The sequence below is a fragment of the Exiguobacterium sp. KJ 601 genome, from assembly GCF_027161185.1.
In the GTDB taxonomy this organism is placed as follows: Bacteria; Bacillota; Bacilli; order Exiguobacteriales; family Exiguobacteriaceae; genus Exiguobacterium; species Exiguobacterium profundum.
This window is the reverse complement of the sequence record NZ_JADHZG010000001.1, coordinates 472,312-486,629: the sequence shown is the minus strand read 5'-3', so window position 1 is coordinate 486,629 and position 14,318 is coordinate 472,312. Positions and strand designations below refer to the sequence as shown.

At 47.4% G+C, this 14,318-nt stretch carries 12 protein-coding genes and 1 pseudogene; 1 reads left to right on the top strand and 12 read right to left on the bottom strand.

All coding sequences use genetic code 11. The features are described from left to right. Positions 1-11 precede the first annotated feature (11 nt). The 3 genes and pseudogenes from IRJ25_RS02505 to IRJ25_RS02500 all read right to left on the bottom strand — a co-directional run bounded on the left by IRJ25_RS02505 (position 12) and on the right by IRJ25_RS02500 (position 1,991). Positions 12-1,301, bottom strand: coding sequence for a TcaA 3rd/4th domain-containing protein (locus tag IRJ25_RS02505; protein WP_269317717.1), 1,290 nt, complete (start codon positions 1,299-1,301; stop codon positions 12-14). Between the two features lie 12 nt (positions 1,302-1,313). Then, a pseudogene (locus tag IRJ25_RS15205) lies at positions 1,314-1,379 on the bottom strand (zinc-ribbon domain-containing protein); the annotation flags it as partial. A gap of 102 nt (positions 1,380-1,481) precedes the next feature. Beyond that, complete coding sequence (locus tag IRJ25_RS02500) at positions 1,482-1,991, bottom strand: YdcF family protein (RefSeq protein WP_269317716.1); 510 nt, start codon at positions 1,989-1,991, stop codon at positions 1,482-1,484. 185 nt (positions 1,992-2,176) lie between these two features. Here IRJ25_RS02500 and IRJ25_RS02495 point away from each other — a divergent pair, with 185 nt between their 5' ends. Further along, positions 2,177-2,470, top strand: a complete 294-nt coding sequence (locus IRJ25_RS02495) for a hypothetical protein (RefSeq protein WP_074036045.1) — start codon at positions 2,177-2,179, stop codon at positions 2,468-2,470. Between the two features lie 39 nt (positions 2,471-2,509). On the opposite strand, the gene IRJ25_RS02490 is transcribed toward IRJ25_RS02495, so the two are convergent. The 9 genes from IRJ25_RS02490 to IRJ25_RS02450 all read right to left on the bottom strand — a co-directional run bounded on the left by IRJ25_RS02490 (position 2,510) and on the right by IRJ25_RS02450 (position 14,198). Beyond that, entirely contained in the window at positions 2,510-5,173 is a 2,664-nt protein-coding gene (locus tag IRJ25_RS02490) for an immunoglobulin-like domain-containing protein (protein ID WP_269317715.1), read from the bottom strand. Between the two features lie 261 nt (positions 5,174-5,434). Next, positions 5,435-6,748, bottom strand: coding sequence for a glycosyltransferase family 4 protein (locus IRJ25_RS02485; protein WP_269317714.1), 1,314 nt, complete (start codon positions 6,746-6,748; stop codon positions 5,435-5,437). Positions 6,749-6,788: 40 nt separating this feature from the next. After that, positions 6,789-8,009, bottom strand: coding sequence for a DHHW family protein (locus IRJ25_RS02480; RefSeq protein WP_269317713.1), 1,221 nt, complete (start codon positions 8,007-8,009; stop codon positions 6,789-6,791). A gap of 12 nt (positions 8,010-8,021) precedes the next feature. Then, complete coding sequence (locus tag IRJ25_RS02475; protein WP_159562817.1) at positions 8,022-9,452, bottom strand: MBOAT family O-acyltransferase; 1,431 nt, start codon at positions 9,450-9,452, stop codon at positions 8,022-8,024. Positions 9,453-9,489: 37 nt separating this feature from the next. Beyond that, on the bottom strand, positions 9,490-9,966 hold the full coding sequence (locus IRJ25_RS02470) for a hypothetical protein (protein WP_196431112.1): 477 nt from the start codon (positions 9,964-9,966) through the stop codon (positions 9,490-9,492). Between the two features lie 81 nt (positions 9,967-10,047). Then, positions 10,048-11,148 carry a non-hydrolyzing UDP-N-acetylglucosamine 2-epimerase gene (gene wecB / locus IRJ25_RS02465; protein WP_012727108.1) on the bottom strand — a complete coding sequence of 367 codons (1,101 nt, stop codon included), beginning with the start codon at positions 11,146-11,148 and terminating at the stop codon, positions 10,048-10,050. Between the two features lie 49 nt (positions 11,149-11,197). Beyond that, positions 11,198-12,085 (bottom strand): teichoic acids export ABC transporter ATP-binding subunit TagH, encoded by an 888-nt coding sequence (gene tagH / locus IRJ25_RS02460; RefSeq protein WP_012727109.1) that lies wholly within the window; start codon positions 12,083-12,085, stop codon positions 11,198-11,200. A gap of 10 nt (positions 12,086-12,095) precedes the next feature. Then, positions 12,096-12,893 carry an ABC transporter permease gene (locus IRJ25_RS02455; RefSeq protein WP_012727110.1) on the bottom strand — a complete coding sequence of 266 codons (798 nt, stop codon included), beginning with the start codon at positions 12,891-12,893 and terminating at the stop codon, positions 12,096-12,098. Between the two features lie 15 nt (positions 12,894-12,908). Further along, the gene (locus IRJ25_RS02450; protein ID WP_074036038.1) at positions 12,909-14,198 is read right to left on the bottom strand and encodes a nucleotide sugar dehydrogenase; all 1,290 of its coding nucleotides are present in this window, start codon (positions 14,196-14,198) and stop codon (positions 12,909-12,911) included. Positions 14,199-14,318: the final 120 nt, after the last annotated feature.

The following is a 14,318-nucleotide window of genomic DNA, read 5'->3' as shown; positions in this document are numbered from 1 at the left end:
GTTCATCTCTCCTATTCTAAATATGTCGCTTCTACGATATGATACGTTCCATCATCATATGGTTCGGCGATGACATAGCGAAACCTTGATTTCACTAAACGTTGAGGCGCGTCTTCTTCGCCATCCGTCATAAATTGACTGTTAATACCAATGACCGCTTCCGTCTCAATCGCCATCTTTTTATTCCATGTCGTAAGTTTCGTTTTTTGGTTAATCACTTCTACCCCATCGAACGAGCCATACCATTCCTGGTTTTCTGATTGCATGATGTCATAAGTTTTTTGTTGTTTGGCCAAGTAAGCCTCATCCGTGACAACCGTCAATGCACTCAAGTCCTCGTAATACATGAAGTTCACCCATTCTTCGGCGTGACGCGTGATGATGTCCTCTGTGAACCCAATTGTGTCAGCATCCACTTGCGGGTCAAACTTGACCGGCTTACTACCCGGTTTAGCGAGAATCTGTTTGGATTCTACCGTCCCCCATGGCATGTCAATATAAGTACTCAACGTTACGCCTTGTTTCGGAACGGGTCCGTATGTCTTCCATTCTCCAATCGTTTTGCCTGAGTCTTCCCCATTCACAATCAACGGAGCGTCTTCGTAGGTTTGATCTAGCTCGACACTCAATCCTTTGAACGCGACCATGAACGGTTCATCTGAATTGGACGACTCCAGACTATTGAACGTTTTGACCGCTTGATCTTGTCCATATTGACCATCGTATTTCACAGCGACTTCGACCATACCGGGGAACGCATCCCGAATGACGACTTGATCTCCTTCAGAAGCCAGTTTTTCTTTCCCATATGGGTCAGGCAAAGACACTGTGATGGCATCAAAATTACTCGACACATACATCGTCTGAGGAATCAACTCAAGACCATATCGCTTGAATACACCGTACGATTTGCCGATCTCCCGTAAACGAAGCGGAAGTCCCTCATTCGATGCTCCGATGGAACGACTAGCACGGTCTAAATAGTCCACTGTCGATTCCATCAATTCCGCTTGGCTCAGTCCTGTCAATAAGGCCGTTGCCTGTGCCTCTGCCACGTCTGTTTCTTTCAGTCGCAATAACGGGGCGAGTGCCTTGGCATCCTCACTCGTGATAGCTTTGCGAATCTGTTCGATTTGTTTTTCAGGGGTATACATGAATTGATAAAATCCAAAATATGTCGCACCTGCAATCAATAATAAAGATAATGCCGTAATCAATAAGCCTTTTCCGACTCGTTTTTTAGAAGATGGGATCTTCGTTTCAACGGGTGGTGTCGGTTTCATTTCTTCCATTGAAGCCATTGTTTCCACCTTCGTGCCGCAATTTGGGCAGAACTGTTGCGTGGTACTCAGTTCTTTTGAACAATTTGGACAGTTCATAATTCACCTCTCTATAGCATAATACGAGTTATCTTACCATATTTTATATAAGTATACCGTTATTTATTTACAATAAAAGTAAATGAAAAAGAGTAGAATTATCTACTCTTTCCTCTTCCATGTTCGATTAAATATGTAACGTCCCAACAACTTCACGTACGCCAACATTTCACGGATCATATATCGCACTTTCGCAAGCGGTGGGGTCGGTGCATACAAAGCATCACTCTCGAGCTGAAAGTACAGTCTCGCAATCAGACGAGCGCGCGGCACATGAAAATCATTTGTCACGATCGTCACACCGGATGCTCCGTCCCAAATTGAGCGGCTATGCTCAAAGTTCTCGATTGTCGACGTCGATGTCGCTTCCGCATGAATCCGTGTTGCATCGATTCCTTGCGCCATCAGTTCTCGTTCAATGACACGCGCCTCCGCCATCCCTTCATCTGGTCCCTGTCCACCTGTTGCGATCAGTTCGACATGAGGATGTGCCTTCGCATAGGCGGCCGCTACGTCAATTCGATGTTGGAGCGCGCGGGACGGTCGAGTCCCATTCACTTTCGCCCCAAGGATGATGACGAACCGGTATGTACCAGTCGCGTTCTTTCTCATATTGTCACCTCATATTCGTCCATTCTCTTTTAACCATACTTAATCAAGAGAAAGATTGCACGAATCCATTCTTTTTACAAATTATAGTCAGTGTTTTGGGATATATATGAAATAAAATTACCAAATAACCATAAAATGTTTTAATATAAAGGAGATAAGACTTTTTGAGGGAGGACTGGTGACCCATGACAGATTCAGATAAATGGTTATCCACCCGCTTCTTGTATACACGTGATGCACAATTGTTTGCAGAAATCGAAGTCGTCGAGCTCGACCCATCTCACTATAAGTTTGTGATTCATCCGACACCGCTTGGCGCCGGGGAATCTCCTTATATGCGACAAGGTCCCCTCGACTCAGACCATCTTCCCTCTGCATTTTCTGATGTGAGCCGTGTGTATACGAGACAGCTGGATTGCTTACGTGCAGCGACACGTCTCGTCTCTTCGATTGGACCCGCTCGCTTCACAACACATTGACTAAAAGAACGGAGTCGCATCATGCGACTCCGTTCTTTGTTATCGTTTCGATAATTTGACGATAAATGGAATCGGTTGATCGATTCCTTCATATTTCGCTCGCAAGACAACGATATGCTCTTGGTCATCTCGTTGGATGGTAACATTGGATCCTTGAATCGTCACGAGATTCGGGTGTGAACTCTCCCAATTCGTGATGCTCTTCGCCCCGATTCCAAGTAAACCTCCATACTGCGTTGGCAGAGTGGCTGTTTGCGCATTACCCGTCAATGCGCTCACAACTGGATTCAAAAGGGTGCCAAGCGAATCGAGCAACCCACCGAGTAACCCCGTATCGACATCTTGTGTGGACATATTGATGATTTGATTTGTACTAGCAATGCTGACGGTCAAGGTAAATGGCGTGACCACATCATTTTCCCGAACGTCCCCCGTACTCGTCATCAGCGCCGGGTTACTTGAGGTCCATGTGAGCGGAGTACCATTCAAGCTCGTTGGTAACGACAAATCAAATACCGGATACAGCGTCCCGAATGACGACTTAACTTTCGTCACATCGTCTGCTAATACCAACTGAACATTCGCTGCAACCGACCCACTAAACGTCTTCGTCCGAGTCAATCCGTTCTTTGTGACCGAAGCCGTCAGGATGAACGATTTCGCATCGGTCGGATCTTGTTGAATCACCCCGGTGTTCGAGATGACACCCGGTTGATTCGAGGACCAACTGACATTGATTCCGTTTGATGCGGACGGAAGTGAGATGTTGGTCGACAGGTTAATGAGATTACCAAGGTTGATGGCATTTAAAGCCGCGTCGAGCTCGGCTGTCAACAACGCATCATCTTTTGGTACAAGCAAATTCGTGAAGGTACGTGATTTCGTCACACCGTCCTTCGTCGCATTGACCGTAATCGACACCGTTTGATTCGTCGTGCCACGTGTGACAACCCCACTGTTCGAGACGACCGCTGGATTCGATGAGGACAGCGTCGTTGTACCACCAGTGAATGGCGGTAGGACAATGTTCGATGTGAGTGGACTTGTAATCGACAGTGCTGCCAAGTAGTCATCTACTTCCCCTTCAGCCCCGCCTTCTTTCTTCGGTACAAGTAAACCGAGAAAAATTTTCGTTTTCGTGACCCCATCTTTTGTCACTGTGACGACGAGCGAAATGGATTGGTCCGTCGTACCTCGGGTGACAATCCCACTGTTTGTAATAACCGCCTGATTCGAAGACGTCAAGGTCACCATCGCCCCAGTAAGAGGTGGGAGTGTGATATTCGAAGTCACTGGGCTTGAGATGACCAGTCGATTCAAGTAATCATCAATGATACTGTCCGCCGATGAATCTTTTTTCGGTACGAGGATATTCGGGAAGGACTTCGTACGCGTCACCGCTCCCTTCGTTGCCCGTACGGTCAAATTGACATACACGTCTTGATTTCCTCTCGTAACGACACCAGAAGTGGAGACGACTGATGGATTGCTCGATTCAATCGAGAAGACGACACCCGGATAGGACGGCAATTCGATGTTCTTCGTGAGCGGGTTATCGATTTGAATGCTGTTGAGCCAGAGGTCGAGCTCTTCTTCGTCCGTCTGGGAGCGCTTCGGAATCAAAATGTTATTGTAGGTGATTGATTCCGTGATGTCCCCACGTTTCGCTTGAATCGTGAACGTCACAAGTTCATCATTCGTTCCGCGCGTCACTTTACCAGCACTCGACAAAGCCGACTTGTTTGAATCAATCGAGAATGTCACACCGTCAATTTGCGGGAAGACGATGTCATTCAACAACGGATTCGCCACTTGGATATTCAATAATAGACCTTTTAATAGATTGCGAATATCCGATTCCGAATCACCCGGAACCTGTCCGCCTTTTAATGAAACGACCACCGGTGATGTCCGCTTGACGCCCGACTGGACATACATATTATAGGACGCAGGTTTGAGCGGTAGAGATGCCACTTTGTAAGATCCATCTTGTTCAGGATAAATCAACTTTTTATACTGTACTTTGGTTTCTCTGTTTTCAGCAATCAAGTAGTGACGTACGCCTCGAGCCGGATAATGAATTTTACCTACGGCCTGAATCTGTTCATTGTTCGTCAAAATGGAAAAAACGGGTTGGGTCAATTGAACATCTCGCACCACAAGCTTCGCTTTTCCACTGAAGTATAAGTTTAATCCACGAGCTTTATAGCTGACCATTCTTGTTCCTAGCTTACTTGTGTATGCTGGGCCCCACTCCAATGGATAAGTCGAACGCTGACCATTTGCAAAATAAGCAGTTAATTTGGTCGGCAAATTCGCCTTTTGACCTTTTCCGACCGCACGAATGATTGGCGTTGAAACCTTGATCGGATAGTTCTTCACTCTCACATACCAGGTCGCTTTCTTGTTCGTGCCCTGAACGCTTCCAACGATTCGTTGAGTTCGATTCAAGTACTCTTTTTGAAAACTGACTTTCGACCATTTCACTGAACGATAAGCGTACCGCCCGTTAGATAATTTGACTTTCACACTCTTTGGATAAGTAAATTTCTTAACCGCATACGTAACTCCTCCATAGTGTGTATACGATTTTGGTGAGTAGACATGAGTCACAGATGAACTTGCCTCAACCTTCGACCCCGGTACAATGGTAAATCCGACAAGTAAGAAAAAACACAAAAAAAGAGCAACGACTTTTTTCATTCATGCATCCTCCTTTACTAACTACAAGGCGACAGGTATACATGATGTGCGTGCCTCTAAGGTGTTAATCATTTTTACCCCGAAAACGAAATGAATATGTAAATTTTGTAATATAAATAATACAAAAGTAACATAAAAAATACTTATTTTTACTATTATGGTGTCAGAAGACTTTTGGTGACATTTATCACATAAACAATGAATAAGTTCGCTATATTCAAAAAGAGAACTTCTGATTCGAAGTTCTCTTTCCATAAGTCGCTATTCCATTTCATCAGATAATCGCTGAAGTTCCATTCGCAACTTCTCGATTTCCAAAGACTGTTCCTCATTCATCATAAGCAGTTGGTCGAGCTGTCGTTTGGTCGTCACTAACTCATCGCGTGTCTCTTCAAGTCGTTGTTCCCGATCTGTCAATTTCCATGTACAGATTCGGTTCGAACGACGAGCATGAAGTTGATCATAACGAATATGAGGATAGCGCTCGACCAAATCGATTTCTCGAGCACCTTCTTCTATCACCTGTTCAAGCACCTCGAGTAGGCGTTGTTGCGATTGTTCGTCTCGAAAATGTTGATCGACGAGTGTAGCCGAGAAGCTCGCAAGGTCCCGTCGCTTCGTCTCATCCATCAACTCGAGAATCGCCTCACCGATTTGTCCTGGTGAATACCCTTCATACTTATTCCCGATGCCTCCGAAGTTCGTACTCGCGATATCTTGCCACGTCGAAGGAGTGACCAAGCCTTGATAGCTTTTGCTCCCGACAGCGATGGTCGGTTTACCGAGCGCCATCCCTTCCAGCGCAGACCGTCCGGGACCGATGACAAAATCGGCACGCCGCATCGCTTCAGGGAGTTGGCTTTGTTCTAGCCAACCAAGCCATTCGATGTTCTGTCCTGTCCCTGCCAGTGCAGCTTCATAACGCTCGGCGTATTTATCTCGCTGTGTTCCGTCACCGATAATCAACCAGTCAATCGGTAAAGACCGTACCGTCTCGTCTTCTAGTGCATCTAAGAAGACGTCTAGTATAAACAGTTTGTCCGCATCCAGGCGAGACGTGAATAAGCCTACGATACGTTCTGATGGAGATGTTTCCTCCGACGGAACAAAAGTCGCATCGACCCCATTAGGGATAACCGTAAGTTTTGATTCGATTTCTGGACAGTGCTCAGTCAGGTGAGTAGCAATCCGTTCCGATACCGCAATCACTCGCGAGACGCTCGGATGATACTGCTCAATCTCATCATAATACATCCCGTGGATGACGAGGACGAACGGGATTGCGTTCGCCTCCGCCACCGCGAGACCAAATTGACGCGCGTCGAACGGATGCGCATACACGACATCGAACGGCTGTGATCGGATTTGATCGATGACACATTGCACGTCCTCACTCGAATAGTCCGTCTCGACGACTTGCCCGCCGATTTTCCTTACTTCATCGGCAAAGGGACCAGGTTTACAGACAACGGTCACCTCATGCCCCTCTCGTAGAAACACTTTCAAAGAAGATAAGATATGGAGGTGTAATCCTCCCATTGCGGAGTGAAAAAACACCGGTAGTAATATGTTCATGATGAGCACCTACCTTTTCTCCGTAATCGATTGATTAGGGTTACAAGCCTTCTTGATACATCGAACCAAGACCACGGATGCGATCGTTGTGAACGAACAGCACCGCATCTACCTCATTTTCTTTTGCGTAATCCGCAATGCTGACATCATAGTCGTCGAAGTAACGGACATCAAGCGCTGACACCGTTCCGAATGACTCTCCAAGATAGCCAAGCATCGGGTTCGCATACGAATCTTTTAAGACGAGCAAGTGATAATCATTTTTCGGATTGTTTTGTGTGATTTTCGATTGGGCATAGTTATCACCCATGAACAAGTTGTAGTAGTTCGTGAATTTCGTCGAGTTCTTCAAGACATCCGTATCTAGGACCGAATGACCACAGTCGTCGCCATTTCGACAGACTGTCGTAGTAAATCCGTCTTTCGGTTCAAGGTACGTAAATTGATCAGGTGACTCGACGTAAGGCATCGAAATTTCACGGGCATGAGATCCATAAAACGGACCGTCTACCGATTTGATTTCCATATCCTCCATCGATAAGGCAGGAGCATCAGGGAACTGCTCGCTTAAGCGTTCCATGATTTGTTCATAAGCCATGAATGCCCCTTCCGGACGCCAGTGGTGATCCGTCTTAAAGTAAATATCTTTTCCTGGCTGATCGCCAAGCGTTTCTTCTAAGTCGATGAGCGAAATCTCATTCTCTTCAAGACGTGCATGAAGCTGTCCTCGGTTTTCTGCATCTGCCGACTCGATGTAATCTGGGAAGATTCCTTGTCTTGTCGCATAAACCGGTTTACTAGGGGCCGAGGCGAAGTAAGATGGAATGTCAGCTTCGCTCATCTCTTTTTGAAATTCTTTAAAGAAGACCCCAAGTGACGAATAGTCGCTCGCCACAGGATCTGGTGCATACAAGAACTCATCGATACTGATGACACCGTTGTTCATCTGTTGTTGCAGAACGTTACGTTGCACCCAAGCTTGTGTCTCAATCCACATGTAACGCTCAAACACCTGATCGTTTGCTGATGCCTCGAACTCTTCCATATATGTTCCATCCAGAATCGTCTCGACAGATGGATCCGGGCGCTGTGCTAGCATCCGTCCCTCACTATCCGAACGTGCTTGTTCGGTGCCAAAGGCGTAAACGGCGAGTCCATAAAAGATGGTGCCAAGGAAGCCGATCAATAGGATACTGTTGACCACCCAAGAGAGGCGCCGCCTTTTCGAACGGACTTGTTCGCTTTTGGTTTGTTGTTCCATTGTCAGCCCTCCTTAGAACCGGAAATAAATGAATGGGTTAAATGTACTCGATACGACATATGAAATCGAGATACCGAAAATGAGCATGATATACGCCGCTCGTGCAAGACCAGCGCTTGCAGCAAGCACAGGACGATCCGTACTCACTTCATGACGCAAGAAGCGGGCGACTAGCATTTTCGGAAGCGGTGTAGCAGCAATCATCGAGATGACAAGCACGACACCGTACTGAACAATGTAGTAATATGCCGTTTGATCGAATACTTCACCTCCGTGTAATCCGAACATCACTTGCAGATACTCTGTTGCGTACGTGAAGTTATCGGCACGGAAGAATACCCAACCGATGACGACGATGAAGAGCGTGAACGCGTGGGCGAGCCATGCCGGCCATGCGGCAAGCCATTTCCCAAGAAATGCCCGTTCGAGCATGATGAAAATCCCATAGTATAATCCCCATGCGATGAATGTCCAACTCGCACCGTGCCATACCCCGGTCAATAACCAAACGATGGTCAAGTTACGATATGTCTTCCATGGGCCTTGTCGATTCCCGCCGAGTGGGATGTACACATAATCTCGGAACCAGCTCCCAAGTGAGATGTGCCAGCGACGCCAAAACTCAGACACTGATTTTGAAATATACGGATAATTGAAGTTCTCAAGGAAATGGAACCCAAACATCCGACCGAGACCGATCGCCATATCCGAATAACCTGAGAAATCAAAGTAAATCTGTAGCGAGTAAGCGATGACACCGATCCAGGCGAGTGTCGTCGACAAATCCCCGGCCGATTGACTGAATACCTGATCCGCGACGTATCCACAACTGTTCGCTAAAATCATTTTCTTCCCTAGACCAATGACGAATCGTTGAATCCCAGAGACGAAGTCATCGACTGTCTCACGGCGGTCCACGATTTCATCTGCGACCGTTTGATAACGGACAATCGGTCCGGCAATCAATTGTGGGAAGAACGATACGTAAAGTGCCAAGTCAAACAAGTTCTTCTGTAGACGCCCATCGTTTCGATACACATCGATGACATAACTCATCGCTTGGAATGTAAAGAATGAAATCCCGAGCGGAAGAGGAATATCCGGGTCGTTCAGCGAGAAGCCAAATACCGAGTTGACGTTCTCAACGAAGAAACTCGCGTACTTGAAGACCCCAAGCATCCCGAGGTTCCCGAGAAGCATGAGCACCATCGTCCATTTGATTTTCTTTGCATCATCACGATACTTGTCGACCATAAAGCCGAACACATAGTTCATGACGATCGATGCGAGCATGATTAAGACGAACCGTGGTTCACCCCATGCATAGAAAAATAAACTTGAGACGAGTAAAATCGTATTTTTTAACCAGCGTGGTGACACGAAATACAGCAGCAGCACGACCGGTAAGAAATAAAATAAGAATACCGTGGAACTAAATAACATACCGTATGGTCCCTTTCTCCCTTAAGACTTGCTCCGCTTAGCGGAACGTCACATAGAGATCATCAAATCGTACAGTGGTCGGTTCAAGCGTTTCTACGATGTATTTGTAGGACATCTTGAAATACTTGGCATCTTCCATCTGTTTGACGACTTCTACAACGGGGTTCACCCCTGGGTTCAATGTGAGCATGAAACGCTTATTCGATAAACGTTCTTCATCTGAATACTGCATGACGTACAATTCTAGTCGGATGGCGCGGTCGCCTTCGACATAAACGGATGTGTTGACTTCCATCTCTTCCCCTTCATCCATCTTGGCATCAGCCAAAAAGATTTTCGATGGGGGAATTTCAAATTTCAAGTCAAATAGTTGAACATAAATCGAGTCCTTTAGCGATTGAGGTAAAAAAGTGACCTCTGTCTTGTATTCCTCTTCGCGCATCGACATATGATTTTTATGTGGTCCACGCGGATAGTAATGGTAAATCGCCGGACGAATTCGCTTCGTTGACATGCAAGCACCTCCGAATCATTAGGATAATGATACAGAAAAGAGTTGCTGTGCCGGGCACAAAACAACTCTATTCGTTTTCATTTAGTTGGCAAGGATGGCATCGACGATTCGACGTGACGCCTCACCATCACCGTACGGGTTCGATGCTTGTGACATCGCTTTGTATGCCGTTTCGTCAGACAAGAGCTCATCCGCGAGTGAGAAGATGTTCTCTTCTTCAATCCCTGCGAGTTTGAGTGTTCCTGCAGCTACACCTTCTGGACGTTCTGTCGTGTCACGAAGGACGAGGACAGGTACACCGAGAGATGGTGCTTCTTCTTGTACGCCACCTGAATCCGTTAAGATCAAGTGCGACGTCGCCGCATAGTTATGGAAGTCGAAGACGTCGAGCGGTTCGATCAAGTGGACGCGTTCGACATCGTGAAGAATCTCGTTAGCGAGTTCACGAACGACCGGGTTCATGTGGACCGGATATACGACTTCAATGTCATCATACTTCTCGATCAAGCGACGGACCGCACGGAACATGTTACGCATCGGCTCACCCAAGTTCTCACGACGGTGTGCCGTCAACATGACGAGACGACGACCTTGTGAACGGATGCTGTCGAGCAATTCGCTCGCATAGTCGTCACGGACTGTCGTTTTGAGTGCGTCGATTGCCGTGTTCCCTGTGACGAAGATCATCTCTTCGTTCTTGCCTTCACGAAGGAGGTTGTCACGCGACGTTTCCGTCGGTGCGAAATGAAGGTCAGCCATGACACCCGTCAATTGGCGGTTCATCTCTTCCGGGAATGGTGAATATTTATTGTGTGTGCGCAGGCCAGCCTCAACGTGACCGACTGCGACTTGGTTGTAGAAGGCTGCGAGTGATGCCGCGAATGTCGTCGTTGTGTCCCCGTGGACCAACACGATGTCTGGCTTCGTTTCAGCGATGACCTCGCCCATCCCTTTCAATACGCGTGATGTGACATCGTAAAGCGTCTGCTTGTCCTTCATGATGTCGAGGTCATAGTCCGGTTTGATTTCGAACAACTCGAGCACTTGGTCAAGCATTTGACGGTGCTGCGCTGTCACGACGACAATCGGTTCTACCCCTTCACGTTTTTTCAACTCAAGTACGAGTGGTGCCATTTTGATGGCTTCTGGTCGCGTCCCAAAGACGGTCATGACTTTTTTCATAGGTCGTTTCGCACGGTCTGACTTCGCCGTGCTTCCTCCTCCCAATTGCTCACGCTTCGTTCGATACAGCGACCGACGAATGGCGTGTTTGTAGTTGTTCTTCTGTCAAAGGCGGTAAGATGTATGTCTCTCCGAGCTCTGTCGCATCGACGACCGTCGTACGACGTTTGAGCTTGTCGGCTTTAAACGAGTCTTGTTGCTCTTTAGACAAGTTGCGGAACCATTTCAAAAACTTGTTGTACTCCCGAACGACTTCATCGACTGGTCCATATTCGCGCACTTCTCCGAACTCGAGCCAAAGGCCGAGCGTACAGAATTGGCGAACTTGTGAGACCGAGTGACTGATGAAGAAAATCGTCTTCCCACGATCTTTGAACTCGTTCATCTTGGCGAGACACTTGTCGGTGAACGTTTGGTCCCCGACCGAGAGCGCCTCATCGATGACGAGAATGTCCGGGTCGACGTTGATCGAGATGGCGAATCCGAGACGGGACTTCATCCCGCTCGAGTACGTCTTGACCGGCTGATTGATAAAGTCACCGATATCGGCGAACTCAATGATGGCCGGTGTCAAATCGATAATCTCCTGTTTCGTCATCCCGAGCATCAACCCTTTGAGCTCGATGTTCTCGAGCCCAGTCAAGTTGCCGTTCAAACCAGAAGAGATCGCAATCAACGCCGTCTTTCCGTGAAGTTCGATTTTTCCGTGAGTCGGCGGCATGACGTCAGCCAACAAGTTCGACATCGTCGACTTCCCTGACCCGTTAATGCCGATAATCCCGACCACTTCCCCGGGTGGAACTTCAAACGTGACATTGCGAAGTGCGTAAAACTGTTTGCCCCCTGCTTTACTGAAGAAGATCTCTTTCAGCTTATCAGATTGCTTGTTATAAAGCGTATATCGTTTCGATACGTTTTCAAATTTAACCTGGTACATAAGGTCCTCCTCAAATGTAATCGATGAAGTGTCGACGGAAACGCAAATGAATCATCGACCCGACGAAGAAGAGAACGAAGACGATGGCCCAGTAATAGAGACCGTAAGCCCAGTTAGTCGCCAACCAGTCGGTTCCGAGGAACATCGACCGATATCCTTCGACTAAATAATAGAGCGGATTGATTTGTAGGATATTCGCGAGCTTCGCCGGCGGCACCCAAAAAATCGGTGTCAAATACATCAACATCCGCATCATCGACTGAAGAAGGTTTTGAAGATCGCGCACGATTGTCGTGAGCGCGGACGTAATCAAGGCGAGCGAGTACAGTAGTGCAAGCGCACTGAACGCCAAGTAGATAAACCAGAGCGAATGTAGCCCCATCGGGAATCCGAATGCCCACATCAAGATGAACGAGACACCGACTAACGCCACGTGGCGATAGAAGAGTGCGAGCAAGACGTATGCCGGAATCGTCGAGATTGGGAAGCTCATTTTGGAGACCATGCCGATTTTCGAATAGACGGACCGGGCCGTCGAGGTGATCGCCGAGGCAATAAAGAACCAGACGACAATCCCTGCGACCAACCATGGCAGAAACGGCACGCCATCAATCGGCCTGCCGCTTCGAATACCAAATCCAAATACGAACCAGTAAACTCCAATCTGCAATAACGGTGTCACGAACTCCCATAAAAATCCGAGGTACTGCATCGAGTTGTTGCTTCGCGTCTCATACGTGGCGAGACGGAAAATCAAGTACAAGCTCGACTTTAGCTCTGAAAGAATAGCTTTCGCGGATTTAAACATGTTCATTCACCTGAATCAAAGAACGAGATTCGTTTCCTTTGTATATTTGTAGAGGTTGCCGTAGTTGACGACCGCTACGTCTTCACCTTCTGGTTTCACGATGTTGCGTGTGTCGAAGATCATCGGACGACGCATTGATGACTTGAGCTCTGCAAAGTCGAGGACTTTGAACTCATTGTGGTCAACCAATACGAGGACGAGGTCTGCGTCTTTGAGTGCTTCTTCTTTTGAAACGAGCTCGAAACGGCTTGATGTTGATTTTTCAACGTGTGAATCGTGAACAGAGATGTTCACACCACGGTCAAGCAAGATTTCAGCGATTTCAACCGCTGGGCTTTCACGCATGTCGTCGACGTTTCCTTTGTATGTCACACCAAAGACAGCGACTTTTGCGTCTTCGATTCCAGCAGTCAACTTCTGAACGTTGTCTGCAACGTAGTGTGGCATCGAGACGTTCGTCTCACGTGACAAGTTGATGATTTTCGCGAGGTCAGGTGATTTCGCGACGATGAAGTACGGGTCGACCGCGAGACAGTGTCCACCGACACCTGGTCCTGGGCTATGCAAGTTGACACGTGGGTGCTTGTTCGCCATCTCGATGACGTCAAGAACGTTGATGTCTAAGTCGTTACATACTTTTGCAAGTTCGTTCGCGAGTGCGATGTTAACATCACGGAACGTGTTTTCCATGAGTTTCGACATTTCTGCCGTCTTCGCATCCGTTTTCACGATTTCACCTTCAACGAATGTACCGTAGACGCGTGCGCCTGCTTCTGCACATTCTGTCGTGATCCCACCGACGATGCGGTTGTTGTGCACGAGCTCATGAAGGATTTGTCCAGGCAATACGCGCTCTGGGCAGTGTACGAGATAGATGTCTTCACCGACAGTGAATCCAGCTTCTTCGACGAGTGGTTTGACGAAGTCGTCCATCGTACGTGGTGCGATTGTCGACTCAACGATGATGACGTTGCCTTTTTCAACGAATGGCAACACTTTGCGTGTCGCATCCAAGACGTACGTCAAGTCACATGATTTGTGCTCGTCGTCGTTGTTCGGTGTTGGGACCGCGATGATGAAGGCATCTGCTTTCTCTGGAGAGAGTGATGCACGGAACTTCCCTTTTGCCACGACGTCTGCGACCATTTCGCCGAGACCTGGCTCTTCAATGTGGATTTCTCCACGGTTCAATTTATCAACAACATGTTGTGAGATATCGACTCCGACGACGTCGACGCCATAGTTCGCAAAGACAGCCGATGTCGGTAATCCGATATATCCAAGACCTACTGTACATACTTTCATTGTGTGGTAACCTCCAAATGTTTTGACGCGCTTTTTAAATAGCGCATTGTCCATCATTTTATTTCACATTCAATAATAAAACAATACTCATTATACTCTTGAACAATTCTTTGGTGCAAT

Coding starts and splice junctions, on each gene's coding strand:
- IRJ25_RS02505 (WP_269317717.1), bottom strand. CDS start 1,301: ATGGCTTCAATGGAAGAAATGAAACCGACACCACCCGTTGAAACGAAG.
- IRJ25_RS02500 (WP_269317716.1), bottom strand. CDS start 1,991: ATGAGAAAGAACGCGACTGGTACATACCGGTTCGTCATCATCCTTGGG.
- IRJ25_RS02495 (WP_074036045.1), top strand. CDS start 2,177: ATGACAGATTCAGATAAATGGTTATCCACCCGCTTCTTGTATACACGT.
- IRJ25_RS02490 (WP_269317715.1), bottom strand. CDS start 5,173: ATGAAAAAAGTCGTTGCTCTTTTTTTGTGTTTTTTCTTACTTGTCGGA.
- IRJ25_RS02485 (WP_269317714.1), bottom strand. CDS start 6,748: ATGAACATATTACTACCGGTGTTTTTTCACTCCGCAATGGGAGGATTA.
- IRJ25_RS02480 (WP_269317713.1), bottom strand. CDS start 8,009: ATGGAACAACAAACCAAAAGCGAACAAGTCCGTTCGAAAAGGCGGCGC.
- IRJ25_RS02475 (WP_159562817.1), bottom strand. CDS start 9,452: ATGTTATTTAGTTCCACGGTATTCTTATTTTATTTCTTACCGGTCGTG.
- IRJ25_RS02470 (WP_196431112.1), bottom strand. CDS start 9,966: ATGTCAACGAAGCGAATTCGTCCGGCGATTTACCATTACTATCCGCGT.
- wecB (WP_012727108.1), bottom strand. CDS start 11,148: ATGAAAAAAGTCATGACCGTCTTTGGGACGCGACCAGAAGCCATCAAA.
- tagH (WP_012727109.1), bottom strand. CDS start 12,085: ATGTACCAGGTTAAATTTGAAAACGTATCGAAACGATATACGCTTTAT.
- IRJ25_RS02455 (WP_012727110.1), bottom strand. CDS start 12,893: ATGTTTAAATCCGCGAAAGCTATTCTTTCAGAGCTAAAGTCGAGCTTG.
- IRJ25_RS02450 (WP_074036038.1), bottom strand. CDS start 14,198: ATGAAAGTATGTACAGTAGGTCTTGGATATATCGGATTACCGACATCG.